General features: G+C 69.0%; 25 protein-coding genes. 10 read left to right on the top strand and 15 right to left on the bottom strand.

The window, feature by feature from the left end; all coding sequences use genetic code 11:
* Positions 1-5: 5 nt before the first annotated feature.
* The 5 genes from ACPXY0_RS15800 to ACPXY0_RS15780 are packed head-to-tail and all read left to right on the top strand — an operon-like array spanning position 6 to position 4,226.
* Entirely contained in the window at positions 6-944 is a 939-nt protein-coding gene (locus tag ACPXY0_RS15800) for an NAD-dependent epimerase/dehydratase family protein (protein ID WP_423926168.1), read from the top strand.
* Positions 941-1,852: a phosphatase PAP2 family protein gene (locus tag ACPXY0_RS15795; protein WP_423926166.1), complete on the top strand. Its 912-nt coding sequence runs from the start codon at positions 941-943 to the stop codon at positions 1,850-1,852. The genes ACPXY0_RS15800 and ACPXY0_RS15795 overlap by 4 nt, the downstream gene beginning before the upstream one ends.
* A 1-nt stretch (position 1,853) precedes the next feature.
* On the top strand, positions 1,854-2,411 hold the full coding sequence (locus tag ACPXY0_RS15790; RefSeq protein WP_423926164.1) for an RNA polymerase sigma factor: 558 nt from the start codon (positions 1,854-1,856) through the stop codon (positions 2,409-2,411).
* A gap of 31 nt (positions 2,412-2,442) precedes the next feature.
* Positions 2,443-3,138 (top strand): hypothetical protein, encoded by a 696-nt coding sequence (locus tag ACPXY0_RS15785; RefSeq protein WP_423926162.1) that lies wholly within the window; start codon positions 2,443-2,445, stop codon positions 3,136-3,138.
* Positions 3,132-4,226, top strand: a complete 1,095-nt coding sequence (locus ACPXY0_RS15780) for a PDZ domain-containing protein (protein WP_423926160.1) — start codon at positions 3,132-3,134, stop codon at positions 4,224-4,226. The genes ACPXY0_RS15785 and ACPXY0_RS15780 overlap by 7 nt, the downstream gene beginning before the upstream one ends.
* A gap of 314 nt (positions 4,227-4,540) precedes the next feature.
* Here ACPXY0_RS15780 and ACPXY0_RS15775 read toward each other — a convergent pair whose 3' ends face one another.
* Positions 4,541-5,674, bottom strand: coding sequence for an IS110 family transposase (locus ACPXY0_RS15775; RefSeq protein WP_423926158.1), 1,134 nt, complete (start codon positions 5,672-5,674; stop codon positions 4,541-4,543).
* A gap of 264 nt (positions 5,675-5,938) precedes the next feature.
* Between ACPXY0_RS15775 and icd the strand changes: the two genes are divergently transcribed.
* Together icd and ACPXY0_RS15765 are read left to right on the top strand one after the other, a co-directional pair.
* Positions 5,939-7,192, top strand: coding sequence for an NADP-dependent isocitrate dehydrogenase (gene icd, locus ACPXY0_RS15770; RefSeq protein WP_423926156.1), 1,254 nt, complete (start codon positions 5,939-5,941; stop codon positions 7,190-7,192).
* 54 nt (positions 7,193-7,246) lie between these two features.
* Positions 7,247-10,012 carry a M16 family metallopeptidase gene (locus ACPXY0_RS15765; RefSeq protein ID WP_423926154.1) on the top strand — a complete coding sequence of 922 codons (2,766 nt, stop codon included), beginning with the start codon at positions 7,247-7,249 and terminating at the stop codon, positions 10,010-10,012.
* A gap of 45 nt (positions 10,013-10,057) precedes the next feature.
* Here ACPXY0_RS15765 and ACPXY0_RS15760 read toward each other — a convergent pair whose 3' ends face one another.
* Both ACPXY0_RS15760 and ACPXY0_RS15755 read right to left on the bottom strand, forming a co-directional pair.
* Positions 10,058-12,661, bottom strand: a complete 2,604-nt coding sequence (locus ACPXY0_RS15760) for a DPP IV N-terminal domain-containing protein (RefSeq protein WP_423926152.1) — start codon at positions 12,659-12,661, stop codon at positions 10,058-10,060.
* A 141-nt stretch (positions 12,662-12,802) separates the two neighbouring features.
* On the bottom strand, positions 12,803-13,210 hold the full coding sequence (locus ACPXY0_RS15755; RefSeq protein WP_423926150.1) for a hypothetical protein: 408 nt from the start codon (positions 13,208-13,210) through the stop codon (positions 12,803-12,805).
* A gap of 235 nt (positions 13,211-13,445) precedes the next feature.
* Here ACPXY0_RS15755 and ACPXY0_RS15750 point away from each other — a divergent pair, with 235 nt between their 5' ends.
* Entirely contained in the window at positions 13,446-14,879 is a 1,434-nt protein-coding gene (locus tag ACPXY0_RS15750) for an ISNCY family transposase (protein ID WP_423926148.1), read from the top strand.
* A 20-nt stretch (positions 14,880-14,899) separates the two neighbouring features.
* Here ACPXY0_RS15750 and ACPXY0_RS15745 read toward each other — a convergent pair whose 3' ends face one another.
* Genes ACPXY0_RS15745 through ACPXY0_RS15730 form a run of 4 tightly spaced genes read right to left on the bottom strand, consistent with a single transcriptional unit; the run spans position 14,900 to position 18,131 of the window.
* The gene (locus tag ACPXY0_RS15745; RefSeq protein WP_423926146.1) at positions 14,900-15,049 is read right to left on the bottom strand and encodes a hypothetical protein; all 150 of its coding nucleotides are present in this window, start codon (positions 15,047-15,049) and stop codon (positions 14,900-14,902) included.
* Between the two features lie 48 nt (positions 15,050-15,097).
* Positions 15,098-16,390, bottom strand: coding sequence for an amidohydrolase (locus tag ACPXY0_RS15740; RefSeq protein ID WP_423926144.1), 1,293 nt, complete (start codon positions 16,388-16,390; stop codon positions 15,098-15,100).
* Between the two features lie 19 nt (positions 16,391-16,409).
* The gene (locus ACPXY0_RS15735) at positions 16,410-17,735 is read right to left on the bottom strand and encodes a hypothetical protein (RefSeq protein ID WP_423926142.1); all 1,326 of its coding nucleotides are present in this window, start codon (positions 17,733-17,735) and stop codon (positions 16,410-16,412) included.
* 21 nt (positions 17,736-17,756) lie between these two features.
* Complete coding sequence (locus tag ACPXY0_RS15730; protein ID WP_423926140.1) at positions 17,757-18,131, bottom strand: VOC family protein; 375 nt, start codon at positions 18,129-18,131, stop codon at positions 17,757-17,759.
* A gap of 124 nt (positions 18,132-18,255) precedes the next feature.
* On the opposite strand from ACPXY0_RS15730, the gene ACPXY0_RS15725 reads away from it, so the two are divergent.
* Positions 18,256-19,395: a diaminopropionate ammonia-lyase gene (locus ACPXY0_RS15725; RefSeq protein WP_423926138.1), complete on the top strand. Its 1,140-nt coding sequence runs from the start codon at positions 18,256-18,258 to the stop codon at positions 19,393-19,395.
* Positions 19,396-19,530: 135 nt separating this feature from the next.
* Positions 19,531-20,904, top strand: a complete 1,374-nt coding sequence (locus ACPXY0_RS15720) for a dipeptidase (RefSeq protein WP_423926136.1) — start codon at positions 19,531-19,533, stop codon at positions 20,902-20,904.
* A 9-nt stretch (positions 20,905-20,913) separates the two neighbouring features.
* Here the strand turns inward: ACPXY0_RS15720 and ACPXY0_RS15715 are convergent, their stop codons facing one another.
* The 8 genes from ACPXY0_RS15715 to sufD are packed head-to-tail and all read right to left on the bottom strand — an operon-like array spanning position 20,914 to position 26,503.
* Positions 20,914-21,186: an OsmC family protein gene (locus ACPXY0_RS15715; RefSeq protein ID WP_419943586.1), complete on the bottom strand. Its 273-nt coding sequence runs from the start codon at positions 21,184-21,186 to the stop codon at positions 20,914-20,916.
* Entirely contained in the window at positions 21,187-21,381 is a 195-nt protein-coding gene (locus tag ACPXY0_RS15710) for a hypothetical protein (RefSeq protein WP_423926134.1), read from the bottom strand. It lies immediately after the preceding gene.
* Positions 21,378-21,983: an NUDIX hydrolase gene (locus ACPXY0_RS15705; RefSeq protein ID WP_423926132.1), complete on the bottom strand. Its 606-nt coding sequence runs from the start codon at positions 21,981-21,983 to the stop codon at positions 21,378-21,380. The genes ACPXY0_RS15710 and ACPXY0_RS15705 overlap by 4 nt, the downstream gene beginning before the upstream one ends.
* On the bottom strand, positions 21,983-22,957 hold the full coding sequence (gene rsgA, locus ACPXY0_RS15700) for a ribosome small subunit-dependent GTPase A (protein ID WP_423926130.1): 975 nt from the start codon (positions 22,955-22,957) through the stop codon (positions 21,983-21,985). The genes ACPXY0_RS15705 and rsgA overlap by 1 nt, the downstream gene beginning before the upstream one ends.
* Before the next feature lie 34 nt (positions 22,958-22,991).
* Positions 22,992-23,489 (bottom strand): Fe-S cluster assembly sulfur transfer protein SufU, encoded by a 498-nt coding sequence (gene sufU, locus ACPXY0_RS15695; protein WP_423926128.1) that lies wholly within the window; start codon positions 23,487-23,489, stop codon positions 22,992-22,994.
* A 5-nt stretch (positions 23,490-23,494) separates the two neighbouring features.
* Positions 23,495-24,835, bottom strand: coding sequence for a cysteine desulfurase (locus ACPXY0_RS15690; RefSeq protein WP_423926126.1), 1,341 nt, complete (start codon positions 24,833-24,835; stop codon positions 23,495-23,497).
* Positions 24,836-24,863: 28 nt separating this feature from the next.
* On the bottom strand, positions 24,864-25,175 hold the full coding sequence (locus ACPXY0_RS15685) for a Rieske (2Fe-2S) protein (RefSeq protein WP_423926124.1): 312 nt from the start codon (positions 25,173-25,175) through the stop codon (positions 24,864-24,866).
* Positions 25,172-26,503, bottom strand: coding sequence for a Fe-S cluster assembly protein SufD (gene sufD / locus ACPXY0_RS15680; RefSeq protein ID WP_423926122.1), 1,332 nt, complete (start codon positions 26,501-26,503; stop codon positions 25,172-25,174). Before sufD ends, ACPXY0_RS15685 begins: the two co-directional genes overlap by 4 nt.
* Positions 26,504-26,575: the final 72 nt, after the last annotated feature.

Raw genomic sequence — 26,575 nt, 5'->3', positions numbered from 1 at the left:
TTACCATGACATCGATCTTCCTGACGGGGGGCACGGGCTTTCTGGGGAGCCATATCGCCGATGCCCTCGTCGAGGCGGGTCACCGCGTGACGGCCAGCGCCCGCCGTACGAGCGATACGCGCCGAATCCACCGGCTCGGGGTCGACACGGTCGAACTCGATCTCGGCAAGGCGGACGCTCCGCTGGCGGGGTACGAGGCAGTCGTGCACTGCGGCGCGTTGACGCGTGCCCGGGACGAGTCCGAGTTCATGGCGGTGAATGCGACGGGTACCCGGAGGCTGGCACGGGCCGCGGCAGACGCCGGCGTCCGCCGCTTCGTCTTCATCAGCAGCCTGGCCGCTCGCGGTCCGGACGGCGCGGACGGACCCGTCAGTCCGTACGGTCGTTCAAAAGCCTCGGCGGAGGCGGCGCTGGCCACCATCGGCGGCCCGATGGAGGTCGTGGTCCTGAGACCCGGGGGTGTCTACGGGCCGCGCGATTCCGATCTCCTGCCCCTGTTCCGCATGGCGGCTCGCGGCTTGACCGTGATTCCCCGCAGTGCCGCCCCGCTCCAACCGGTCTTCGTGGCCGACGTCGTCTCGGCCGTTCTCGCCGCGCTGGAGGCGGCTCCGGTGCCGGAACCGCTCCACATCGCGGCAGCCTCATCCTGCTCGTGGGGCGAGGTGGCGAACGCGCTGATCGCCGGCGTGGAGCGCCCGGGCCGCGTCATCCGGGTGCCGGCGGCCGTCTTCCTGACTGCCGGACTACTCTCGGAATGGGCCGCGCGTTTCACGGGAACGGCGCCCGCGATCGACCGGAGACGCGCCCGGGACCTCTCCATGCACGCCTGGACCTGCGACATTGAGCCGAGTCGAGCGTCGCTGGATCCGTGGCGTCCGCGCGTCGATATCGAGGAGGGAATGGCCCGCACCGCCGCCTGGTACGGCCGCAAGGGCCGGCTGTGACCGTCACGAGAGGCCTCGTCGCCCTCGACCGCCTTTCCATCGTCTATTTCGGGGCCTCCGGCCTCGTGGCCGCCGCTTTCGGCGGCCTTGCGGGTGCGGGGATCGCCGGCGCGCACGCCCTGATCGTCTTCGGGATCACCCGACTGGCGTCGTGGCACCCGCGAAGCGGCCTCGGCGGGGTTGCCCGCGCCGCCTACCCGGTCCTGCTCACGCCGCTGCTGTACGCGGAACTCGCCGTGCTGAACCGCTTCTTCACCGAGCGCTACTTCGACGCGACGGTGCAGCGCTGGGACGCAGCGATCTTCGGCGCGCAGCCGAGCATCGAGTTGAGCACGCTCCTCCCGTGGCTTCCGTTCTCCGAGGTCCTGCACCTGGGCTACTTCTTCTACTACGCGGTCGTCCCCATCGCCCTGATCGGCGTATACCGGACGCGGGGATTCGACGCCCTGCACCGCGCCGCTTTCGCCGTGTCCGCCGCCTTCTTCGTCTCCTATCTCATCTTCATCTTCTTCCCGGTGACGGGCCCCAGATACGAGTTCGCCCGGATCGGCGGCGAAATCGGCGACGGCACGCTGTACCGGCTCGTTCACGGGATTCTCGAGACCGGATCCTCGAAGGGGACGGCGTTTCCGAGTTCCCACATCGCGGCCTCCCTGGCCGCGGTCGTCGTCGCCGGCCGCGAGGACGCGCGCTGGTTCTGGCTCCTCATCGTCCCCGAGATCGCGTTGACTCTCGGGACCGTGTACGGTCGCTTTCACTATGCGACGGACGCCCTGGGCGGAATCATCGTCGCGCTGGCGGTCTGCGCGGCCACCCGTCGGCTCGGCGCCACGGCCGCGCGGGCAACCCGAGGCCGGGTCCAGGGCATCAATACGGGTGGTTCCGAGAACGACCCTCGCGAGGGATAGAGTGGAAGAACGCGATCTGATCGCCTCCGCCAAGGCCGGAGAGCGGTGGGCGATGGGGGAGTTGTACCAGCTGCACGCCCATCGCGTGTACACGGTCATCCGGCGCCTGGTGGGTGACGACCACCTGGCGGAGGACCTCTCGCAGGAGGCGTGGATCCGCGCGTTCGAGAAGCTTCACCTCTTCCGGGGCGACGCGGCCCTGGGCACATGGCTCTACCGCCTGGCCACGAATGTGGCGCTCAATCGGCTGCGTCGGTCCGCGAGACGGCGCCCGGTGGAGGCGGCCGCCGAGCTTCCGCGCGTGTCACGGGCGCAGGACGACGTGATCGTCACCCGCCGGGTGTTGAGCCAGGCGCTCGACCAGCTCCCCCCGGGATACCGCAAGGTCCTCGTGTTGCACGATGTGGAGGGCTGGACGCACCGCGATATCGCGGAGTCTCTCGGCTGTTCGCCGGGCACCTCGAAATCGCAGTTGCACAAGGCGCGCGCCCGGATGCGCCAGCTGATCGCGCCCGCGAAGTCGGGAAGCGACGGGGCGCAGGACGAGGCGCGCCTGTGATGGACACATTGCTGACGAGAAGTCGGACAGGATGAATATGATCGCCGGACACCTCGAGGCCGAACGCATTTCGGCGCTGCTCGACGAACCCTGGGCGGATCGCGATGGCCAGGCTCATCTGGAAACGTGCGGGGACTGCCAGGCGGAGTTCGAGAGACTGAGCCGCATGCGCATGGCCCTGTCGGCGCTCCCCGAGGAGAGGCCGCCGAGGGGCGAGTGGGCATCGATCGAGGCCGCCCTCGATGCGCGCGAGTCCGGAATGGGCGGCCGCTGGGTCGGGCGCCGCTTCGCGGGTCGACTGCTCGTCCCGGGGCCGCTCCAGGCAGCCGCCGGACTCATGCTGTTCGCGGGTGGAGTGATCGCGGGCCTGCAGTTCACCCGAGGTGGGGCAGGGGAGACCACGGCCGATCTCCCGGCGGTCGTGTCGCCGGCCGATGATCGGACGCTGCTCGAGGGGCTCAACCGCCTCGAGTCGCTGCGAACGCCGCTCCGGCAAGTGGGAGAGGGCTCGGTCTCCCCGGGCTCCGGGTCGGGGAACCGGGAGAGCGATCCGATCGAGATCGCACAGTCGCTCGCACGGCTGGACGGTTCGATTCGGGCGCTTCGTGATCAGCTCGAGACCGACCCCGGCGACTTCTTTGCGAGCGCGTATCTGTTGGAGCTCGTGGAGTTGCGCGACCGTCTGACTGATGAACTTGGCCGCGCGAGCGCGGTGCTCACATGGTGACCGCGGCCCGGCGGTTCGTCCTCGCCCTCGGCCTGTGTTCGGCGCTGGCCCCCGCGGCCGGCGCGGGACAGGAACCTGCGGCCGCCGAGGCTCGTGGCTGGCTCGGCGTACGGGTCGAGGAACGCTACCACTGCGGCTGGGAAACCGCGGAGGATTGGAAGAACTGCGACCTTGAGACCCGCATTCGCGAGTTGCAGGAAGACGGGCCGGCGGCCCGGGCCGGCCTTCTCGTGGGAGACCGCGTCGTGGCGATCGACGGGCGCGAGATCACCGTCGGCAGCCTGCCCGGGGCGCTCATCGCGATCCGACCGGGGGCCGCCGTCTGGGTCGAGGTGGTGCGCGAGGGAGAGCGTCGCTCGGTTCACGTGATTCCCGCCGTCACGCCGCCGGATCCGGTTCGCGTTCGGATGATCGGGCGACGCGCGGAGGCCGCGACGGTTGGTGCGCGCGAATCGCGCGTGTTCGTACTGAGCCTCCCGGGTTCCGTCGGGAGCGACGGGGCCGGCTTCGCGCTCACGGTCCGCGATACCGAGGCCGAAGGCGTCGCCGTCGAGCCTTCGGCCGTGCGGGTGGTGGGCGGCCGGCTCGAGGTGCTTCTGGTGGGCGATCGTCCGATCCCCGAGTTCCAGGAACTCCGACAGGCGTTGCTCGGCAGTCTGGAGCGGGAGAGCGAGTCCGCATACAGAGATGTCTCGACGGCGCTCCGCCGCGTCGGCCGGGTCCGGGCGCGCCTCCCGTCCGTGGAGTTCCGCCGGGGCATCATGCGCCTCGCCCAGGTCGCGCGGGCGGAGCCCGGACTCGCCATCCGCTTCGACCGGACGTTCGCGGGAGCGGAGTTCGAATCGGTGCGGGATTTCTCGGGCCGACCCGGCCTCGGTGGTCTCCTCGTACTCCGGGTTGTCCCCGGCACGATGACGGCGCGTCTCGGGCTCAGGGCGGGTGATCTTCTCGTGCGCGCGGGCGGCGAGCCGATCCGGGAGGTGGAGGATCTCATCGCTGCGATCGCCGCGGCCGAGGGCGAGGGCCCCACGGTGGAGTGGATCGGCGAGGGGCACGAGACCCGGCGCGCCGTCTGGCCCCGGCGCTGACGCAGGGTTTTGCCACGGGCTGCTGATATGGAAGGGCCCCCGTCAAGTGCCCTCGTTCGTCTGCCAAGCGCGTCTTCGTAGTCGTTCTCCATCATCGGAGGAAGAAGTCACGCGAGGTTCGTTTCGACGGCGACTCCTCCTGATATACGCCGGTTGGCCGGGGCCAGAGCGGCAAGAATTCGGATTCGTCGGGAGCTGGCTCCATCTAGATCGCGTGGGTCTCGCGTCCGGTGGCAACAGGGCGCGGCCACATAGCAGCCTCGAGCGTTCTCCTGCCGTGCCTCGCGCTGCCTGCGAGTCCTGCTCTACGGTGCTCAGGCGGCGTCCCGGTTCGCCCCGGCGTGTTCTCCGGCATCCTGCATGACCGCCCACACGAAGCCGGCCAGCTCCCGGGCCACCGCCACCGCCGCGATCTGGTTGTTCTTCCTGAACGACAGCCGCCCGAACACCTTGTGAAGCCGGTGTTGCGCCTTCCAGCCGTGCGCGATCACCTCCGGTGTCTGGCCCTGCTGCCGGCGGCTCAGCGCCGGGCCCCGCCTGGGCACGAACCTGTAGCTCCACGCCGCCTGCACCAGCACATGCCGGACCCGGCTGTTGCCCGCCTTCGTGATCGCTCCCAGCCGACGGCTCGCCCCGCTGGAGTGTTCGCTCGGCACCAGGCCCATGTAGGCCATCAGCTTGCCCGGGCTCTCGAAGCGCCGGAAGTCCCCGATCTCCGTCGCCAGCACCATCGCCGCGTGCGTCGAGATCCCCTTCAGGCAGCACAGCCGCCCCACCGCCTCCCGGTAGGCCGGCGCAAGCGCCAACGCCTCGATCCGGCGGTCCAACTCCTCCCGGCGGCCCAGCTTGTAGTCGAACAGCGCCAGGTACTCGCCGAACACGAGCCGGTCCTCCCCCTCCAGCGCCCCGTCGCGCTGGAGCGCCCGCAGCCACGACATGTGCTTGCCCGTCCAGTTCCGCCCCTCGCGGTACACCAGCCCCCGCCGCGCCAGAAACTTCAGGATGTAGTGCCGCGACTTCAGAATCTCCCGCTGGAACACCTCCCGGCACCGCACCACGTCCCGTACCCGCTCCTCACGTTCCGTCGGGATCCGGATCGTCACCAACTCCCCCGCCCGGTACAGCCGCGCCAGCTCCGTCGCGTCCTTCCGGTCGTGCTTGCGCCGGTCTCCCAGCCGCCGCGGGATCAACGACGGTGCCACGATCTCGCACTCGTAGCCCCAGTGCCGCATCGCCCGTTCCAGCACGTAGCCCGCCCCGCTCGCCTCGTAGCAGGCCCGTACCTCCCCCTCCCGTGATATGCGGCCCAACCACCGCCTGATCTTGCTCGCCTCGTTCGGCAACCGCTTCACCACCGTCGGCTCCGGCGCCTCCGCCGGAAGCAGCGCAACCATCACCGTGTCCTTGTGAACGTCCATCCCGACGTACAGCTTGCTCTTCTTCTCCATGGGGCCGGTCTCCTGTCCGTTGCGATCTCCAGCATCGCATGTGGCTCTGGCACCTCCGAACACCGGGGCGCCAACCCACGGTATACGGCGGGCGGCCGGCCCTTCCATACCTTCTAGGATCAGCTCGGGTGGTATACGTACCATGTGATTGTATACAGAGTATACATTTGTCAGCGCGGACAGCCCTTCGTAAATCTTCCTGCCCGCCGACACCGACCTTCGGTGCGCGGGTTGACCGCGTCTCCCGTGACGATTCGAGTCCCCATGTCCGACACAGCTCCCGCATACGACCGCCTCTCCACGCCCGCCGGCGGCGAGCCCATCCGGAGGGTCGGCGACCGCCTCGACGTTCCGGCCCGTCCCATCGTCCCGTTCATCGAGGGCGACGGGACCGGCCCCGACATCTGGCGCGCCGCGAGCGCGGTCTTCGAGGCGGCGGTCGGGAAAGCCTATGGTGGCGAGCGGAAGATCGTTTGGTTCGAGGTGCTCGCGGGCCAGAAGGCGTTCGACCGCACGGGGGACTGGTTGCCGGCGGACACCCTGCACGCGATCCGCCACCACCTCGTGGCGATCAAGGGGCCGCTTACGACCCCCGTCGGCGGCGGTATCCGTTCGCTCAATGTGGCGCTGCGCCAGAAGCTCGATCTGTTCGCGTGCGTCCGTCCCGTGCGCTGGTTCGAGGGCGTCCCGTCACCGGTTCGCCAGCCGGAGCTCGTCGACATGACGATCTTCCGCGAGAACACCGAGGACATCTACGCAGGCATCGAGTGGGAGGCCGGGAGCGACGATGCCCGCCGCCTGTTCGCCTTCCTGCGTGATGAGATGGGCGTCTCCACGATCCGCTTCCCCGAGAGCAGTTCCTTCGGGGTGAAGCCGATCTCGCGGGAAGGGACGCGGCGTCTTGTGCGCGCGGCGATCCGCCACGCCCGGGACCGCGGGTGTGGCAGCGTCACCCTGGTCCACAAGGGGAACATCATGAAGTTCACCGAGGGTGGCTTCCGCGACTGGGGCTACGAACTCGCGAAGGATGAGTTCGGGGCGCGAGAGTTCGGCGGCGGTCCCTGGTGCCGGACCTCGGACGGAATCGTCGTCAAGGACGTGATCGCCGACGCGTTCCTCCAGCAGATCCTCACGCGCCCGGCGGAGTACGACGTGATCGCGACCATGAACCTCAACGGCGACTACATCTCCGACGCGCTGGCGGCCCAGGTGGGCGGGATCGGCATCGCCCCCGGGGCGAACATCAACTACGAGACCGGCCACGCGATCTTCGAGGCGACGCACGGCACGGCGCCCAAGTACGCGGGACAGGACAAGGTGAATCCGGGATCGGTCCTCCTCTCGGGCGAGATGATGCTGCGCCATCTAGGTTGGAGCGAAGCCGCCGACCTCATCGTATCCTCCCTCGGCACGACGATCGGCCAGAAGCGGGTGACGTACGACTTCGAGCGGCTGATGGACGGGGCGACGCTGCTCCGGTGTAGTGAATTCGGCCAGGCGATGATCGACAACATGTGAGCGAGGTCGGGGCCAGGTGCCGACCCGAAGTTTCCAGGATGGATGGAGATGGAGATGACAAGAACGAAGAGAATCGGTGCGCTCGCGGGGCTGATCTCCGCGCTCGCGGCCTCCGGTACCGCGCACGCCCAGCTGCCCGCCGGGGTCACCGAAATGGCGACGGTCGAGGGCATCACGGAGTACCAGCTCGACAACGGCCTCCGCTTCCTGCTCTTTCCAGATCAGAGCAAGCAGCAGATTACCGTGAATGTCACCTATCTCGTCGGCTCACGACACGAGGCGTACGGCGAGACGGGGATGGCCCACCTCCTCGAGCACCTCGTGTTCAAGGGGACCCCGAACCACCCGGATATTCCGCAGGAGCTGACCGAGCACGGCGCTTTCCCCAACGGGACGACGTGGTTCGATCGCACGAACTACTACGAGACCCTGCCGGCAGCGGATGAGAACGTCGACGAGAACCTCGCGTGGGCGCTGGATCTCGAGGCGGACCGCATGGTGAACTCGTTCATCGCGCGGGAGGATCTCGATTCCGAGATGACCGTGGTCCGCAACGAGTGGGAATCCGGGGAGAACAGCCCGCGGGGGGTGCTGCAGAAGCGGGTGCTGTCGGCTGCCTACGACTGGCACAACTACGGGAACTCGACGATCGGAGCCCGGGCCGACCTCGAGAACGTGCCGATCGACCGGCTGCAGGCGTTCTACCGGAAGTACTACCAGCCGGACAACGCGGTTCTCGTCGTGGCGGGGCGGTTCGAGACCAACCGCGCGCTCGAGCTGATCGCGGAGAAGTTCGGTTCGATACCTCGTCCGGACCGCACCGGGGCGAACCAGCTGTTTACGACCTACACGGCCGAACCCGCGCAGGACGGCGAGCGGACGGTGACGCTACGGAGGGTCGGAGATGTTCAGCTCGCGATGGCCGCCTACCACATGCCGCCGGGCTCGCACGAGCAGTTCGCGGCGGTCGACGTGATGACGCACCTGCTGGCGACCCGGCCCGCCGGCCGTCTCTACCAGGCGCTGGTGGAGTCGGGGCTCGCGGCGAACGCGTTCGCGTTCAACTACCAGCTCAGCGAACCGGGCGTGCTCCTCGCCGCGGTGGAGGTGCGCGAGGGCGACTCGCTCGAGCAGGCGACCGAGACCCTGCTCGCGACCATCCAGGGACTCGTCACCGAGCCGCCCACCGAAGAGGAGGTCGAGCGGGCGAAGACCGACTACCTCTCCAGCATCGAACTCGCGTTCAACAACCCGCAGGGGATCGCGCTCCAGCTGAGCGAATGGGCGTCGATGGGTGACTGGCGCCTCTTCTTCCTGCACCGCGACCGGCTGGAGCGGGTGACGCCGGAAGCGGTGCACCAGGTCGCGCAGGCCTATCTCAAGCCTTCCAATCGGACCATCGGCTACTTCTACCCTGCGGCTGAGACCCCGGCGCGGGCCGAGATTCCGGCGGCGCCGGACGTCGGCGCGCTGGTTGCTTCGTACACCGGACGCGAAGCGGTGGCGGAGGGTGAGGCGTTCGATCCGACGATCGAGAACATCGAGGTCCGGACCGAGCGCTTCGAGCTTCCCGTCGGGCTCAAGGTGGCGTTCCTGCCCAAGCAGAACCGCGGCGAAGCGGTCACTGTGCGCCTCACGCTGCGTCACGGGACGGAGAGCGCCCTCATGGGCAAGGCCACCGCCGCCTCCTTCGCCGGCGGCATGTTGATGCGCGGCACCACGAGCCGCACGCGCCAGGAGATCTCCGACGAACTGGACCGGCTCAAGGCCCAGGGTGGCCTCGGGGGGAGCGCGCTCACCGCCACCGCCTCGTTCACGACCGTTCGAGAGAACCTGCCGGCCGTCCTCCGGCTCGGCGCCGAGATCCTCCGGGAGCCCGCCTTCGACGCAGACGAGTTCGAGCTTCTGCGCGAGGAGCGGCTGGCGCAGATCGAATCGCAGATGTCGGAGCCGATGGCGCTCGTGCCCCAAGCCCTCTCGCGGCACCTCGAGCGGTACCCGCCCGACCACCCCCGCTACTCGCCGACGTTCGACGAGCAGATCGAACGCTACAAAGGCGTGACCGTTGACGAGGCCCGCGCGTTCTGGGAAGGCTTCTACGGCGCTCAGGGCGGAACGCTGGCGATCGTCGGCGACTTTGACCCCGGTGAGATCCGTTCGCTGATCGAGGGATTGCTCGGCGGATGGGAAGCGGCGGAGCCGTACAGTCGCGTGGCCGAAGGATACCGGGACGTGGACCCGGTCAACATCGACATCGAGACGCCGGACAAGTCGAACGCCATGATGATGGCGACGGTCGCCGTCCGGATGCGCGACGACCATCCCGACTACCCGGCGTTGATTCTGGGCAACTACATCCTGGGAGGAGGGATGAACTCGCGGTTGTTCAGCCGCATCCGTGGCGAGGAAGGGCTCTCCTACGGCGTCGCTTCACAGTACGCGGCACCCCCCATCGATGATGACGCGGCGTTTCTCGTGTACGCGATCTTCGCGCCGGAGAACGCGGACAAGGTCGTTGCGTCGTTCAGGGACGAACTCGAGCGTACCCTGGCCGACGGGTTTACGGAGGAGGAACTGGAGATCGCTCGGCGGGGCTACCTCGGCCAGCAGCAGAGCAGCCGCGCGAACGACGGAGCCATCGCAAACATGCTCGCGAACAGCCTCTTCCTGGACCGGCCGCTCACCTTCACGGCCGAGCAGGAGGCGGCGATCGAGGGGCTGACCGCGGCCGACATCGTGGCGGCGATGCGTCGGCACATCGATCCGGCGAAGCTGACCGTCATTCGGGGCGGCGACTTCGCGAACAAGCTCGTCCCCTAGGCGCGTCCCGCGCGACGGGAGCGGCGGGAGCGGCGGGCGACCGGATCAGCGGCCGCCCGTCTGCTCCCGTTCGACGTTCAACTGCGTGATGTCCGGGTTCCAGCGCGTGTCGCCCAGCAGGTGCTTCACGAAGTACTCCGCGCGCAGCCAGAACCAGTAGTCGCTCATGTCCCCGTAGCCGTGCCGCTGGCCGGGGAAGACGAAGTAGTCGAAGCGCTTGTTGGCCCGGATCAGTGCCTCGGCCATGCGATGCGTCCCCGCATGGTGGACGTTGTTGTCGATGTCCCCGGTCGTGAGCAGCAGGTGCCCCTTCAGGTTCGAGGCCAGGTCCGAGTTGCGCTCGATCTCGTACTCGAAGGTCACGTTCCCGCTGTCGTCGACGACCTCGCGCACGCCGTGGTGCTTCTCCGACCAGTTCTGGTTGTAGATGTCGTTGTTGTGGTTCCCCGACGATGAGACCGCGACCTTGAAGAAGTCCGGGTAGACGAGCATCGCCGCCGTCGACATGAACCCGCCCCCGGAGTGGCCGTAGATCCCGACCCGGTCGATGTCGATGAAATCGTGCCGGTCCGCGAGCTGCTCGATCGCGGCCTTCTTGTCGGCCAGCCCGTAGTCGCGAAGGTTCCCGTACCCGTAGTTGTGGTACCACTTCGAGCGCGCCGGATGACCGCCGCGGTTCCCCACCGTGATCACCACCATCCCGAACTGGGCCAGCGCCGTCTCGTAGCGCGCCGTCGAGAACGACTTGGCGACGGACTCCGTCTGCGGTCCCGGGTACACGTAGGCCACGACCGGATACGTCTTCTTCGGATCGAAATCGAACGGCTTGTACATGACGCCGTACAGATCCGTCACCCCGTCGTCCGCCTTCACCCTGTAGGGCTCGGGGAATCCATACCCCGCTTCCTCGAGCTTCGAGAAGTCCGCGGTCTCGAGGTCCATGATCCTGCGTCCGTTCGCGGCATGGAACGCCGACGCCGGCGTCTCGTCGACGCGCGAATAGTTGTTGACGAAGAAGCGGTTCGACTCCCCCATGTCGACGCGATGATCGAGATCGCCGGGGTTCAACTGGGTCAGCCCCGAGCCGTCCAGGTTCACCCTGTAGAGGTGCTGGTAGTAGGGGTCCTCGCCCACCTCGCGCGCGTTGGCCTGGAAGTAGACGACGCCGGCCGCCTCATCCAGCCCCACGACCTGGCGTACCGACCACGGGCCCTCGGTGAGGCGGTTGCGCAGCGATCCGTCCGGGCCGAACCGGTACAGGTGGGCCCAGCCGTCCCGCTCCGACCACCACAGCATGTCGCCGGACTCGAGGAGTTCGAGCCGCTGGAACTCCACATAGGTGTTGAGCCGCTCCTCGAACAGCACGCGGGACTCGCCCGTCTCGGCGTCCGCGACCATGACGTCCACGCGGTGCTGGTCGCGGCTCTGGCGAACGAAGTGGAGTTCGTCCGAGTTCGGGGAGAGCCACAGCGTGCGGAACGGCTCCTCGTTGTCCGGATACCGGAACTGCCGCGCCGACGTCTGGGACAGGCGGTGGTCCTTCCACTCCTCCGGCATCGCGACCTCGACCATGCGCCGATCCTGGAGGTCGTAGATGAGGAGTTCGGGCTGGCTGACGGTCTCCTCGCCGGGCATGTCGTACTTGTAGGACTCGAGTTCGGGCCGCTTGTTGCCGACCATGTGGATGACCCAGAGATCTCCCACCTCCCGCCGGTCCCTCCGGATGAGCGACAACCTGCGTGAGTCGTGGGACCACGAGATCGAGACGCGCTTGCGCTTGTCGGCGTTCTTCTCTCGTTCGATGTCCGTGTCACCCCGCTCGAAGACGGCGTAGCTGTAGTGCGCCTCGCCATCGGTCGTGAGCTGCGTCTCCTCGGCCTCGATTCCCTCCTCGGCCTCGATTCCCTCCTCGGCCTCGATTCCCTCCTCGGCCTCATCCGCCTCGTCCCCGCTCTTCCCGCGCCGCGCCTCGAGGAACTGCTGATAGTCGTCCCCGCTCATCATGTAGAGGTTGTGGTGGCGGGCGAAGATCACGGTCTGGCCGTCAGGTGACACGCTGGCCCAGGACGGGTGATTGTCGGGCGCTTCCCAATCCTCCATTTCGCGCAGCGTGCGCGTGTCCACGTCGTACTCGAAGTGAAACACCTTCTTCCCGGCCCGCCGGCGCTGCTGTTCGCCCTCTTCCTCCTCCTCGTCGAGCTCCTCCATCTCCGATTCGGTCTCCTCTTCTTCTTCATCCTGCGAGGACTCGACCTCGAACTGGAGCGTGTTGGCGTCGATGAACTTGATCGCGAGGATCGGGAGGTGCTGTCCGTCCCACGGGTCGCGCGTGATGCGGGTCAGCTCGGCCGCGATCCGGTCGTTGTCGAAGATCGGCCGCTTCGTCCCGGCCACCGGGTCGACGATGTAGTAGAAGGACCCGTCCGAGGTCTCCCATTCGTACCAGAACGATTCCGAGCCCTCGATCCACTGCGGATCGACCGAGGTGGAGTAGATGAGTTCATCGATCCTGTAGGGCGCGAATCGCGCCGCGAGGCGGTAGTTCGCCGGGCCCTCCCCGGCTTCCTGCGCGGCGAGCGGCGTCGCGAGCATGGCCACGGCCGCGAGGGGCAGGAGGGAGCGGAGGCCGACGCGCTGTGCGCAGTTCATGGCAAGACTCTGTGGTTGTGGTCGGAACAGGACGAGAGAAGGTCGGAAAACGTCGAAGAAGGTGGAGCGGGTCACATCAAACCTGTCCAGCGGGCGCGGCCGGCGGGCGCGAAAATACGCCCGCCGGCCGGAGCCGAACCCCTAGTCGCCCCGTCCGAGCATCATGCCGACGACGGCACCTGCCGCGCCCCACAGGACCGCCGAAACGACGACGTCGACGATGGCCCAGGTGAGGGTCGAGACGTTCATCGTACCCAGCATCATGAACCCGGCGGCCACGGCGATAAGCGCGCCGAGCTGGGCGCCCGCCTTGGCACCGCCCGCCACGTCGGTGGTGCCCTTCCACCCAAGCACGGTCGCCAGAACGCCCCCAGAGGCCAGCTGGCCGACCGCAATCCAGAGGAAGTTGGGGGCGTCCTTCATGGCCCCGGTCGCGCTACCCATGTTGGCTTCCATCAAGCCCCCCAGGAGCAGTTCGTACAGCACGTAGCCGCCTACGAAAAGGACGATGGCACCGGCGACTGAAGCGACGAGGCACTTCGTGTTCATGGCGTTGACCTCTCGCCTGAAGAGTGGTGAGCCTCCCCTGCCCGTCCCATTCCACCTGTCGGTGGATACCCCACACAACGAGGCCACCATACCGTGAGCATAGGAAAAGCCAAGAACAACCGGCAAGAGCGGTGTCGTACCGCAGTAGAAATGTCCTCCCTTAGCGCAGTAGAAATGTCCTCTTACGGTCCATGTTCGGTTCGGGGGCTGCGAACATGGTCCGGGAGAGGAGCTGATGGAGTTGAGCCTGAGGGAGAGGGACCGCGTGTCGGTGCTGCGGCAGGTGAGCGAAGGAGTCCTGGCGGGAGCGGCCGGGGCGGGGCGGCTCGGGGTGACGCGGCGCCACCTCCGGCGTCTGGTGCGCGGGTTCGAGGCCGTGGGAGACGCGGCGGCGGTGCACGGTCTGAAGGGGCGGCCGTCGAACCGGTCGCTGCCCGCGCAGGTGCGGGAGTTCGCGCTGTCGGTGGCGGCCGATCCGCTGTACGCGGACTTCGGCCCGACGCTGCTGGCCGAGCACCTCGGGCGGCGCTTCGCGGTGGTGGTGAGCCCGGACACGCTTCGGCGGTGGATGCTGGAGGCCGGGCGGTGGGAGCGGCGCCGGCGGCGCGCGCGGCACCGCAGCCGCCGGCCCAGGCGGGCGGCGCTGGGCGAACTGGGGCAGTGGGACAGCTCCGTGCACCCGTGGCTGGAGGAGAGGTCGCCGGGGAGCCAGACGCTGATCTCGATCCACGACGACGCGACGAGCCGGCTGCTCATGGCCCGCTTCGTGGCGCGCGACAACGGGGCGGAGAACCGGCGGGCGATCATCGAGTACCTCGGGCGCCACGGCCGCCCCGTGGCGGTGTACACCGACCACGCGGGGCACTTCGGGCAGTGGCTCTCGAAGAAGGAGGAACGCACGGGCACGATCATCTCCCGAGCGCTGGGCGAGCTGGGCGTGGAGGTGATCCTGGCGGGCTCTCCGCAGGCCAAGGGGCGCGTGGAGCGCAGCTTCGGCACCAACCGGGACCGGCTGGTCAAGGAGATGCGGCTGGAGGGGATCGCCTCGCTGGAGGGGGCCAACCGCTTCCTCCAAGACTACTGGGTTCCGTTCTGGAACGAACGCTTCACCGTCGAGCCCGCCGATCCCCGCCACGCGCACCGCCCGCTTCCGGCCGACGCCGACCTCGATGCGCTCTTCGCCGAGACGGAGAGGCGCTTCGTGGCGCGCGACTTCACCATCCGGTTCGCCAAGCGGCGCTGGCAGATCCCGGAGCGGGAAGCCGGCGGCATCGCCCCGTCCGCCGAGATCGTCGTCGAGCGCCGCCTCGACGGTGAGGTCCGCTTCCGCTTCGGTGAGCGCTACCTCGAGGTCGAACCCGTATGCCAAGCCTCCGCCGCTTCCCCCAACGACGCGCCCGCCAAGCCGGCAAAGCCGCGGCCCGCACCTCCCAAGCCAGCTCCGGACCACCCTTGGCGCAAGCACTTCCAAGCCAGTGCCCAACAGGCCATCGCACGCCGGCACCTCCGCCGCGAGAGAGAAGGGATATCCAACGAAACGAACGGCCCCGCATCCCCGAAACGACCGGAGCCGGGGCCAAAACCGGAACCCCCGGGGAGGACATTTCTATTGCGCCCTAACCCCGGACATTTCTATTGCGGTTTGACAACAACCGGCAAGAGCGGCTAATGTGCCGGTGCCCCAACGGCCTACGGGATCGGAGGCTTCTGGTCCGCGGGGATGGGAGAGCGCCAGGGCCGGCCCTGCGTGGACTCCCGGTGCGCCTCCCGGGCGGCTTCGAGGAGGCCGGGATCGGTGAGCAGATCCATGCCCGTCATCGCGAGAACGCGCGCCGCCACGTCCGCCGCGGCCGCGGCCCATTCGGTCCCGTGCGAGGCGCTCGTGGCCTAGGAGTGCCAGGGGACGCCCTTCGGAGCGGAGGTGATTTCGAGCTGAACCGTCGGGGTGATCCAGCTCACCTCCGCCACGTCCGTCGAGCCGCCCTGCGCCAGCGTCGCCCCGAGGGCGAGCGGCTGCACCTCGACGTCGAGACCCACCGGGTCGATGTCCAGGCCCGTCTGCATCTCGCGACCCCAGGCTTGGAAGACATCCGGGAAGTTCGGGCCCCCGACCGCTTCCAGGTTCGCCTGCATCGCCTCCTGCAACGGCCGGTTGAGCAGGAGCGCGTGCACGCCCGTGATGAGGGAGACCTCGTGCTCGGTGCGGGTCGCCTGCGCGGCGGCGTCGGCGATGTCGAGGAGCCACGCGTAGTGCTCCTTCACGTTCGTTCGCAGGGTGTCGCGCATGTAGTACCACACCTTCGCGTACTCGGGGACGACGTTCGGCGCCTCCCCCGCGTTCGGTATCACGTAGTGGATGCGCGTCGAGGGCTGGACGTGCTCGCGCATCAGGTTCGCTCCGTAGTTCATCATCTCCACGGCGTCGAGGGCGCTGCGGCCGTTCCACGTGTCCGCCGCCGAGTGCGCCGCCTGGCCCCGGAACTCCACGGTGAAGTTGTTCATCGCCTGGGTCGAGGCGTTCGTGACCCGCGTCTCGGTCATCGGATGCCACACGAGTGTCGCATCCACCCCGTCGAAGGCACCCGCGTTGGCCATGTACACCTTGCCGACGACCGTCTCCTCGGCCGGGGTGCCGAATAGCCGCACCTCGCCCGCGATGTCCTGGTCCGCCATGGCCCGCTTGATCGCGATCGCGGCGCCGACGGAACCCGCCCCGAACAGGTTGTGGCCGCAGCCGTGGCCGCTCGTGATACCGTCCGCCCGGGACGCCCGGTGGGGCACCGGTTCGTTCCCGACGCCCGGCAGCGCGTCGTACTCGGCCAGCACGCCGAGCACCGGACCCCCGCTTCCATGGCGGTACGTCGCCGTGAAAGCGGTGGGCATGCCCGCGACCCCTGTCTCGACCTCGAACCCCTCGGCCTCGAGCAGCCCCGCGAGGTACTCGGCCGAGCGATGCTCCGGAAGGGCCGTCTCCGAGTACTCCCACAGCGTCATCGACATGCCGCGTATCTCGTCGGCCAGGTCGTCCAGCGCTTCCAGGGCGGACATCTCCGGCGGCGACGCCCCCGCCATGAGCGAGGCCGGGGTCTGGGACGCGAGCCGCGCGGGGGCGGTGAAGAGGCCCGCCGCGACGATGGCGGTCACGACGGCGGCGGTCGGCGGGACGAAGAACCTGTACATGAAGTCACCCTCGTGGTAGCTAGAACCGGTCCAGGCGGGGGTTGACGACGTTGGAGTAGATCGACCCGAACGTGTAGGAGAAGCCCACCGATACGCCATACTCGAAACCGCTCTGGAGGACGCGCTGGCGGAGGAGCACCTCGTCCGCGGTGGCGTCGCCGGCGGGCACGTTGAGCTGGTCGCGGATGCGCGAATAGTTCGCGTTCAGCCGGAGCGACAGGCCGCGGAAGATTCGAAAATCGGCCCCCGCGAAGGCGGTGAAGCGGTTCTTCGACGCGTCGTGCAGGAACTGGGAGAAGGTCAGGGACCCGTAGGATTCGCCCCACGGCTGGCGGACGCTGAGACGGACGCTGAACCGATGGTGCGGCAGGGTTTCCTCGTCCTCGAGGAACACTGTCTGCTCGATGTAGTCGTTGTACCGGAGGCCAATCGTATAGAGGAAATTGAACTGCCTGCGGGTCGACTCGGAGTAGGGGAAGATGTTGTACTCCACGGCCGGCCCCACCCGGATCTGCAGGTCTTCGTTCTCGAAGCTGGAGTGTGCCAGCTCGTAGGCCGCTCCCACCGACCAGTGATCCGAGAGGCTCCACACGCTGAGCCCCTCGGCATCGTAGCTCTCGCGGATGCTCGTGACCGAGGTCGTGTCCGAGGTCTCGAAGAGCCTCTTGTTGTAGCTCCCCTCGATGGAGAACTCGAGCTTCAGGGCGTCCGTGACCCTGTCGGCCGAGAACCCGCTCGAGAGTTCGTATGACTCGGTGCGTTCGTCCACGTCGAGTTCGGCGTTCCCGCGGAGCCGGAAGGTCCAGAAATTCCACGGGTCGTCCTCGGGTTTCGCGGCCGCCTCGCCGTGCTCGGCTCCGTCATAGTGGACGTCGATGCTGGCGGCCTGGTCGGTGCGCGCGATGTAGCGCAGCAGTCCCAGTTCGAGCGTGCGCGCCACGTCGGTCAGCCGCTGCTCCACCGCGAGGTTGGCACGGGTGACGACCTCCAGTCGCTCCGTGACCTCGACGAACTCTTCCCGCCCGATGAAGTCGAGCGTGAAGCGCTGGCCGCCGCTGCCCGTCCCCTCCGAGGTCATCAGGACGTGGACCTGGGCGTCCTCGCGGTCGCGGGTGTAGTTCACATACGGGATCTCACGCCGGTAGAAGTCGAAATCGCATGTGCGACGACCGCCCTCGCAGTCGAAGAAGACGCGAAGGGCGCCGTTACCGTTGGCGGGCCTCGTCTCCTGCCCTTCCAGGGGGACGGCAAGGAAACACGCCACGACGACGAGGCCGCGCGCGACCGGCGACGTTCCCGCGGGAACGCGAAACGCCCGCCGGGTCATGTTCAGAAGGGGTTCCACCGGGAGGTTCCTGACGGACGGCTAGAAAAACTGGTCGATGAGGATCGGGTTTCCGTCCGGATCCTCGAGGACGATGTGCGCGGGTCCGGAATCGCCCGCCTCCGCCGTACCGTGCGTGATCTCCACGCCGCGTTCGCGGATGGTGCGCTCGATGTCGCGGACATCCGTGAAGGACTCCATCTGCTTGCCTTCGAGCGCGAGCCCCGGGTTGAAGGTGAGGATGTTTTTCTCGAACATCCCGTGGAAGAGGCCGACCACGGCCTCGCCATTCATCATGATCAGATAGTTTGCCTCAAAATCGCCGCCCGTCTGCTCGAAACCGAGCTTCTCGTAGAACGCCTTCGAGGCGGGGAGATCCTTCACCGTGAGACTCATCGAGAAAATGCCGAGATCCAAGAGTTCGCTCCGGGTTGATCGGGGGGGGGGGGGCGAGGCCGGTGGGGAAAATGACGCATCGGAACCCCCCCGCCAACCCGGAGAGCCGAAACGACCCGGTCCGGCCGGCTCGGGCGGCCGACCGATGACGGCCCTGCGGCTCTCGCTGCGTTCGCCGAAGCTCCGGGTGGCGCCGCGTGAGGGGATCCTCGATCCCGCCGCCGCCGCGGCCGCGCGTGAGGTGATCCGGAGCTGGCCAGGGTACGAGCCGACTCCGACCGTGGCCCTGCCGGGGCTCGCGAAGGCGCTGGGCGTCAAAGCCGTCTGGGTCAAGGATGAGTCCTGCCGCTTCGGGCTCGGTTCGTTCAAGTCGCTCGGCGGTGCATTCGCCGTCCTGCGCGCCCTGCAGGACGAGATCGAGCGCCGGAGCGGCGCGCGGCCGACGGCGGCGGAACTCCGGGCCGGACACCCGCACGCGGCGGAGATCACGGTCACGACCGCGTCGGCGGGCAACCATGGCCGGTCCGTCGCCTGGGGGAGCGCCGAATTCGGGTGCCGGTGCGTCGTCTTCCTTCCGGAAGACGCGATTCCGGCGCGCGCGCGGGCCATCGAGTCGCACGGGGCGGAGGTCGTCCGCGTGCCGGGCGCATACGACGGGGCGGTCGCGCACACCGGCCGGGCGGCCGTCCGCAACGGCTGGATGGTGGTCTCCGACACCGCGTACGAGGGCTATGAGGAAACGCCGCGCCGCGTCATGGCGGGCTACACGCTCCTCGCCGCGGAGATGCTGGAGGCGCTGGCGTCCGCCGGCTCGGCGCCGCTCACGCACCTCTTCGTGCAGGCGGGCGTCGGCGGCCTCGCGACCGGTGTGTGCGGCCACTTCGCGCAGCGATGCGGCGAGGGACGGCCGCGCTTCGTGGCCGTCGAGCCGTGGCGGGCGGACTGCTTCGGCCGCAGCTTGCGCCGCGGCCGGGCGAGCGTGGCCGAACCGCCGTTCGACACCGCGATGGGCGGACTCGCCGCCGGCGTCGTGTCGACGATCGCCTGGGATTCCCTCGCACCGTTGCTCGACGCGGCGCTCGCGCTCCCGGAAGACGCGTGGGTCGCCGGCGCCGCGGCGCTCGAGTCCGGGAGGCTCGGCGCCCGCATCGTCGCGGGCCCCTCCGGTGCCGCGGGCATCGGGGCGCTTCTTGCCCTGGCCCGCCTCCCCGGGCTGCGGAAGCTGCTCGGGCTCGACGCATCCGCCCGGGTCGGCGCCCTCGTCACCGAGACCCGGTTCGACTGATCGACCGGGCGCCGACAGCTTTGCCGGGCCGCGAGGCGCTTGCCGCACGCCGCCGCTGCCCTATAGTCGATCACGCCCGCGTCCCGGCGCCCGCGTCCCGGCGCCCGCGAGTCCCGCAACCAGACCCGGAGCCCCATGTCCGACTTCTGCGCCTACATCGACCGAGAACTCCCCCGCTTCCACGAGGAACTCGAGACCCTCCTCCGGATTCCCAGCATCAGCACCGACCCGGAGTGCGCCGGCGACGTCCGGGCATGCGCGGAGTGGGTCGCCGAACACCTCGCGGCGGCGGGCGTCCCGGGCGCCGAGGTCATCGAGACCGGGGGGCACCCGATTGTCGTCGCCGAACGAATCCAGGCCGCCGACGCGCCGACGGTGCTCGTCTACGGGCACTACGACGTGCAGCCATCCGAACCGGACGAACTGTGGTCGAGTCCCCCGTTCGAGCCGACCGTCCGGGATGGCCGCCTCTACGCCCGAGGCGCCGTGGACGACAAGGGACAGGTCCACATGCACATCAAGGCGCTCGAGGCCCGCCTCGCGACCGGGGCCGGGGTGCCCGTGAATCTCAAGCTCGTGATCGAGGGGGAAGAGGAGGTCGGGAGCCGCCACCTCGCGGCCTTCCTCTCGGAGAACGCCGAACGCCTCGCCTGCGACGCGGTCCTGATCAGCGACACCGGGATGTTCTCGCCCGATTTGCCGTGCATCACGACGGGCCTGCGGGGGATCGTCTACACGGAGATCAACGTCTTCGGGCCCGCGTCGGACCTGCACTCGGGGAGCTACGGCGGCGCCGTCGTGAACCCCGCCAACGCCCTTGCCGCGATCCTCGCCGGCCTCCGGGACGACCGGGGGCGCGCGACCGTGCCGGGGTACTATGACGCCGTCCGGCCCATCACTGAGCGCGAACGCGCCGACCTTGAGCGCCTCCCCATGGACGACGAGACGCTGCGCGCGGGGGTCGGAGCGCCGGCACTGGGCGGCGAGGCCGGCTTCTCGGCCCTCGAGCGGCTGTGGTATCGCCCGACGCTGGACGTGAACGGGATGCTCAGCGGCTTCACCGGCGAGGGCTCCAAGACCGTGCTGCCGTCGCGGGCGATGGCGAAGGTGTCGATGCGGCTCGTCCCGGATCAGGATCCGGCGCAGGTCATCGAAGCCTTCGAGGCCCGGGTCCACGAACTCGCCCCCGAGGGTGTGACGGTGGAGATCAAGCGCTCGCACGGCGGCGCGCCCTGGGTCGCCGACACGGCGCACCCGATCTTCGACGCCGCGTCCGCCGCGCTTGAGTCGGGCTTCGGAGCCCCGCCCGCGTTCGTGCGCGAAGGGGGCTCGATCCCGATCGTCCAGGCGTTCGAAGAGACGTTCGAGGCGCCGGCGCTGCTCATCGGCTTCGCGCTCCCCGGCTGCAACATGCACGCGCCGGACGAGTGGCTCGATCTCGGCGTCTACCGCAACGGCATCGCGGCGCTCGCCGACCTGTACGGCCGCCTCACCGACGGGCTCAGCTGAGCCCGCCGCTCATTCGAGCGGCAGGAGATCCAGTTCCGTCGTGATGTCGATACACCCGGAGAGCGTCCGGTAGACCGGGCACTTCGGTGGATGGGCCTCGAACGCGCGCCGGATCGCAGCGGCGTGCGTTTCGTCCGCCCGTAGTCGATATCGGGCGTGAATCCTCCGGATGACGAGGACGCCATCCTCCGTCTCGACCTCGCCCTCGACCTCCGCCACGAGTCGTCCCTCATCGGCCCTGACCCCACGCGCTTCCAGCGCGCCCCCGAAGGTTCCGGTCAGTCAGCCGCCCGTGGCGGCGATCACGTAGTCGAGCGTCGTCGCGATATCGCGGTCGGAGGTGACGCCGTAGTGCTCCGCGATCGCGGAGTGGACGCCGAACTCAACAGGTGCTTCCGTGGCCGGGATGTGCGCCGTGCGGTAGGGACCCTTCTCCCGGACGATCTTCACGTGGGAACGGTAGACGACATCGCTCATCGATTGGCTCTCTCCGTGACAAGGTCGAGGAAGTTCATGACGACCCGATGGGTGAGCCCCCAGATCGTGTCGCCCTCGAACAAGATGGAGGGAAAGATGCGCTCGCGGCCACCGTCGGCGAAGCGGACCTCCGAGCGCAGGGCGGGATCGCGCAGCGCGCCGAGCGGTGCCCAGACGTGATACTGCACCTCGTCGTTCGTCGCGACCCGGGTTTCAGCGTCGTGCCACGCGACGAAGGGCGAGATGAGGATCGACGGGATCCAGCGGGTCACGGGGTGCAGATCGTCGAGGCGCCCCAGGTAGGCGCGGCAGGAGATATCGAGCCCCACCTCTTCGCGCGTCTCGCGGCGCGCCGTCGCCAGGATGTCCGCATCGGCGGCGTCACGGTGCCCACCGGGGAGCGCCATGTGGCCGGACCAGGGGTCACCGGGGACTTCGGCGCGCCGGACGAAGAGCACCTCGAGATCCCGGGGGCCGGATCGGACGACGAGGGTCACGGCGGCGTGGCGGTCCGCCGCCGCCTGCGGCACGAGCGCGGGGCTCGTGCCGGCCAGCCGGCGCGCGACGCGGCCCGCGTTCCACGGCGCGCGCGTCTCGCCCATCAGGTCCTCTCGGCTTCGTCCAGGAGCCGCAGGTAGCTCTCCCGCCGCCGCCGCGCGATGGTCCCGCGCTCCACGGCGGCGATGACCGCGCAGTCCGGCTCCACGCGGTGGCGGCAGTCGGCGAAACGGCAGCCCTCGCCGACCGCGGCGATCTCCACGAAGCCGCGCTGCAGCCGCGCGGGGTCGAGGTCCCACAGCGCCAGGTACTGCAGGCCCGGCGTATCGGCCACGTAGCCCCCCGGCGGATAGCGATAGAGCGCCGATGCGACCGTGGTGTGCCGCCCGCGCCCCCGCCGCGCGCTGATCTGGCCCACCCGCAGGTCGAGGCCCGGGACGAGTGCGTTCAGGAGGCTCGACTTGCCGACGCCGGACTGGCCGCTCAGCACCGTGACGCGGCCCTCGATCCGGGCGGCGAGCGCCTCCAGCCCCTCGGCCGATTCGGCGCTGGTCCACATCGTTTCGACACCGAGTGCGGCGTACTGCCGGAGGCCGCTCCCGGCCGCGTCTCCCCCGCCGGAGCCCCGGGCGGGGCCGCTCCCGCCGACCGGCGCGAGGTCCGTCTTGTTCACCACGAGAAAGGCCTCGATCTCGCTCAGCGCCGCCAACGCGAGCAGCCGGTCGACCATGAGGAAATCGGGGTCGGGTGCCGTGACGGAGACGACGACGGCGACCTGGTCGACGTTCGCCACGATCACCTGCTCGCGCCGCTTCGAGACGCCGTGCCGGGCGAGCGCGCTGCGCCGCGGTCCGACGCGCACGATCCGCATCTCGTCCCCGACCGGCTCCAGTTCGACGAGGTCCCCGACGGACACAATCCGCGAATCCGTCCGCTTGACGCGTCCGCGCAGCGTTGCCCGAATGACCGAATTGGAGTCGTCGACGTGATAGACCCCGCCGGCGATCCGCAGCACACGCCCGAATGACGGGCGGGATCCCTCGGTGGGCGAGGGGGTCGAGACGCCGCCCGGGTTCACGCCGGACCGCGGGTTCCGGTGCGGCGCGTCGGGATCACCCGGAGTCGCTGCCGGAGTTTGTCCCGTCCGCCAGCTCCTCCAGGCAGTTCCAGCCCAGCAGGGCGCACTTGATGCGGACCGGGAACTTCGAGACGCCCGCCAGCGTGCGCAGATCGCCCAGATCGTCGTCCGCCAGCATGGCGTCCTCCCCGTGCAGGAGCCGAGTGAACTTGGCGGAAAGCCCGTGCGCCTCCTTAAGCGACTTTCCGGACACGCGCGCGGTCAGCATCGAAACCGCCGCCTGGCTGATCGAGCAGCCGCGTCCGAGAAAACGGGCCTCCGCGATCCTCCCCTCCTCCACGCGGAGCATGAGCTCGATCACGTCTCCGCACAGGGGGTTGTTCATCGTGATCGCGTGCGTGGCGTCGTCCAGTCGCCCCTTGTTTCGGGGCTTCCGGTAGTGATCGAGGATCACTTCCTGGTACAGCTGGTTGAGCGAGGAAGGGATCTCTCGGGCGACCCTGCCGGGCGCCTGCGGAGGGGGATCGGTCATGGGCGTCAGGATATGCCGTGAAAGACTTCGGCGGCCATCGCGAGCCCGTCGCACAGCGCGTCGATCTCGTCCGCCGAGTTGTAGAGATAGAAGCTCGCCCGCGCGGTGCCGCTGATCCCGTAGTGGTCCATGAGCGGCTGGTTGCAGTGATGCCCCGCCCGGATGGCGATGCCGCGCTGGTCGAGGATCGTGGAGAGGTCGTGCGGGTGCACATCGCCGTAGGTGAAGGAGAACACCGACGTGCGGCCTCGCCGGGGCCCGTACAGCCGGAGCCCTTCGATGGCGCCGAGCCGTTCCAGCGCGTATCGCGTCAGGGCGTCCTCGTGAGACGCGAGCGCTTCCCGCCCGAGCTCCGCGAGGAATCGGGTGGCCTCGCCGAAGCCCACGACGCCCGAGATGTTCGGCGTCCCGGCCTCGAATTTGGCCGGCGGCTTTGCCCACGAAGATCCCTCCAGCGTCACCTCCGAGATCATCTCGCCGCCCCCCTGATACGGAGGCATCGCCTCGAGCAGTTCACGCCTCGCCCAGAGCGCTCCGACGCCCGTGGGTCCGCACATCTTGTGCCCGCTGAAGGCGTAGAAGTCACACCCGAGCCGGGTCACGTCGGCCAGCAGGTGGGGAGCGGCCTGCGCGCCGTCGACGAGGGCCAGCGCTCCCGCGGCGTGGGCCCGGGTCACGATCTCCCGCACGGGGTTGATCGTCCCCAGGCCGTTGGAGACGTGCGTGAACGCGACGAGACGCGGCCGCCGCTTCAGAAGACGGTCGAGATCGTCGAGGTCGAGCGTCCCTTCGGCCGTGACATCGACGAAGTGGAGTCCGCACCCCGTACGGGCGGCGAGCAGTTGCCAGGGGACCAGGTTCGAGTGGTGCTCCATCTTCGTGAGCACGATCTCGTCGTCCGGGCCGATGAAGGCGCTGCCCCAGCTCGACGCGACGAGGTTCACCGCCTCCGTCGTGCCGCGCGTGAAGACGATCTCCGATGGGTCGGGGGCGCCCACATGCGCCGCCACGGCGAGGCGCGCGTCCTCGTACGCCTCGGTCGCCTCGGCGCTGAGCTGGTGCACGCCGCGGTGCACGTTGGCGTGCTGCATGCGCAGATAGCGCTCCACCCGGTCCTGGACGCGGAGCGGCTGCTGCGAACTCGCCGCGCTGTCGAGATAGACGAGCGGGTGGCCGTTGACTTCCCGCGACAGGATGGGGAACTGGGCCCGGATCGCCGCGATGTCCCACGCAGGCGTTGGACCCGTCTCCGTCCCGTCAACGCCGGCCGCCGCCGAATCGCGGCGGGCCGCCAGGGGGGGACCGTCCGGAGCGAGCACGCCTGCCGGGTGGTTCGTGTCCATCATCGAGCCCCGATCGTGTGGACCGTTCCGTTCAGCCGACGTCGACCTGGATCTCGTCGCCGTCGAGTCGCACGTCAAAGCGCCGAACCGGCATGACCGCGGGCAGCGCGCGCACCGCCCCTGTCGCGATGTCGAACCGCGCTCCGTGCAGCGTACACGTGATCTCGCCGGCGGCGACCTCCCCCGCGGAGAGGGGGAACTCCTCGTGCGAGCAGCGATCCTCGAGGGCGTGGATGTCGCCCCCGCTGTTGATGAGGACGATCGCCAGATCGTCGACCATCACGCCCTTCGTATCGTTCTCCGGAACTTCGTCCAGCCTGGCTACGGTGACGAACCGGCTCATAGTCCGATTTTCTCCTCGATCGCTTCGCGGACGCGGGCCCGGACACCCTCCATCGGAAGCCGCCCCAGCACCTCGTCGAAGAACCCGAACACCAGCAGTCGCTCCGCCTGGTGCCGCGTCAGGCCGCGGGTCATCAGATAGAAGAGCTGTTCGTGCTCGACCTGTCCGATCGTCGCGCCGTGCGAGCAACGCACGTCATCGGCCTCGATCTCCAGGTTGGGGAGAGCCGACGCGTGAGCCCCGTCGCTGAGCAGCAGGTTGCGATTGGTCTGATAGGCGTCCGTGAGCTGCGCGCCCTTGTCCACCCGGATCAGCCCCCGGAACACGCTCGACGCCTTGTCGGTCAGAGCGCCCTTGAACAACAGGTCGCTGCGCGCGTGCGGCGCCGCGTGATGCTGGAGCGTGTGGTGATCGAAGTGCTGGTTCGCATCACCGAACCAGAGCGCCAGCATCTCGCTGTCGCTCCCCGGCCCGGCCAGCCGGCTCGTCACGTCCGCCCGGGACAGGTCGCCGCCCAACGCGACGTTGAACGTCACGACCCGCGAGTCGCGCCCCGCCACGATGTGTTGCGTCGAGAAGTGCTTCACGCCGCGGCCGCAGCGCTGCAGCGCGACGTACTCGATGGCTGAGTCGGCCTCGCCCGAGACCGTGGCCCCGTGCAGCGAGACGGTCTCGGCGCCCAGATCGCCGGACAGGAACTCGTCGATCACCGCGGCCCGCGCGCTCGTCTCCGCGTACACGAGCGAGTGCGTTGAAGAAATCGTCCCCTCGCGTTCGACGATGTGGAAGGCATGGACCGGCGCCGGCATCCGCACACCGCGCGGCACATAGAGGAAGTATCCACCGCCCAGCAGCGCGAGATGCAGCGACCAGAGCTTCTCCTCCGCCGGTCCCGGCCGCGTATCGAACATCGTGCGCTGCAGCAGCTCGGCGTGCTCGACCGCGGCGTCCCGAATCGAGCACAGCACCACGCCCGCCCGGGCGGCCTCGGGCCCGAGTTCGAGGTGCGCGACCTGCCCATCGCGGAGCACGACGATGCCCGCTCGATCCCCCGACCGCGCAAGCACGGCGTGCACCTCCGCGGAGAGCCGCTCCTCCGGCGCGATCGTCGGGAGCGTCGGCGTGAGCGCGCCGAAGCCGACCTTCGACAGGTCGGTGTAGCGCCATTCCTCCGACTTCCTGGTTGGCCACGGCAACGCGACGAATCGCTCCCACGCCGCGGCCCGCACCTCCGCGATCCCCGCCGGCTCGGAAAGCCCGCCGCCGAACGCCCTGAAATCCGCCGAGGCCAGCGTCGACTCCGCCAGCCCGGCTGTCATAGTGCTCATATCGTCCGAGACCCCTGGTCTCTAATCCCGTTTTGCGGAAAGAGGTGACGCGGAACGCGCCCGGCGCCCGCC

Origin of the sequence: Candidatus Palauibacter sp. (assembly GCF_965237495.1) — a bacterium.
Taxonomy (GTDB): Bacteria; Gemmatimonadota; Gemmatimonadetes; order Palauibacterales; family Palauibacteraceae; genus Palauibacter.
The sequence above is the reverse complement of the archived record's forward strand: the minus strand, read 5'-3'. Positions and strand labels throughout refer to the sequence as shown.

What these genes read in the sequence shown, in the direction of transcription:
- ACPXY0_RS15800 (WP_423926168.1), top strand. Translation starts at nt 6, where the DNA reads ATGACATCGATCTTCCTGACGGGGGGCACGGGCTTTCTGGGGAGCCAT.
- ACPXY0_RS15785 (WP_423926162.1), top strand. Translation starts at nt 2,443, where the DNA reads ATGAATATGATCGCCGGACACCTCGAGGCCGAACGCATTTCGGCGCTG.
- ACPXY0_RS15780 (WP_423926160.1), top strand. Translation starts at nt 3,132, where the DNA reads ATGGTGACCGCGGCCCGGCGGTTCGTCCTCGCCCTCGGCCTGTGTTCG.
- ACPXY0_RS15775 (WP_423926158.1), bottom strand. Translation starts at nt 5,674, where the DNA reads ATGGAGAAGAAGAGCAAGCTGTACGTCGGGATGGACGTTCACAAGGAC.
- icd (WP_423926156.1), top strand. Translation starts at nt 5,939, where the DNA reads ATGTCCGACACAGCTCCCGCATACGACCGCCTCTCCACGCCCGCCGGC.
- ACPXY0_RS15765 (WP_423926154.1), top strand. Translation starts at nt 7,247, where the DNA reads ATGACAAGAACGAAGAGAATCGGTGCGCTCGCGGGGCTGATCTCCGCG.
- ACPXY0_RS15760 (WP_423926152.1), bottom strand. Translation starts at nt 12,661, where the DNA reads ATGAACTGCGCACAGCGCGTCGGCCTCCGCTCCCTCCTGCCCCTCGCG.
- ACPXY0_RS15755 (WP_423926150.1), bottom strand. Translation starts at nt 13,210, where the DNA reads ATGAACACGAAGTGCCTCGTCGCTTCAGTCGCCGGTGCCATCGTCCTT.
- ACPXY0_RS15750 (WP_423926148.1), top strand. Translation starts at nt 13,446, where the DNA reads ATGGAGTTGAGCCTGAGGGAGAGGGACCGCGTGTCGGTGCTGCGGCAG.
- ACPXY0_RS15740 (WP_423926144.1), bottom strand. Translation starts at nt 16,390, where the DNA reads ATGTACAGGTTCTTCGTCCCGCCGACCGCCGCCGTCGTGACCGCCATC.
- ACPXY0_RS15725 (WP_423926138.1), top strand. Translation starts at nt 18,256, where the DNA reads ATGACGGCCCTGCGGCTCTCGCTGCGTTCGCCGAAGCTCCGGGTGGCG.
- ACPXY0_RS15720 (WP_423926136.1), top strand. Translation starts at nt 19,531, where the DNA reads ATGTCCGACTTCTGCGCCTACATCGACCGAGAACTCCCCCGCTTCCAC.
- ACPXY0_RS15710 (WP_423926134.1), bottom strand. Translation starts at nt 21,381, where the DNA reads ATGAGCGATGTCGTCTACCGTTCCCACGTGAAGATCGTCCGGGAGAAG.
- ACPXY0_RS15705 (WP_423926132.1), bottom strand. Translation starts at nt 21,983, where the DNA reads ATGGGCGAGACGCGCGCGCCGTGGAACGCGGGCCGCGTCGCGCGCCGG.
- sufU (WP_423926128.1), bottom strand. Translation starts at nt 23,489, where the DNA reads ATGACCGATCCCCCTCCGCAGGCGCCCGGCAGGGTCGCCCGAGAGATC.
- ACPXY0_RS15690 (WP_423926126.1), bottom strand. Translation starts at nt 24,835, where the DNA reads ATGATGGACACGAACCACCCGGCAGGCGTGCTCGCTCCGGACGGTCCC.
- ACPXY0_RS15685 (WP_423926124.1), bottom strand. Translation starts at nt 25,175, where the DNA reads ATGAGCCGGTTCGTCACCGTAGCCAGGCTGGACGAAGTTCCGGAGAAC.
- sufD (WP_423926122.1), bottom strand. Translation starts at nt 26,503, where the DNA reads ATGAGCACTATGACAGCCGGGCTGGCGGAGTCGACGCTGGCCTCGGCG.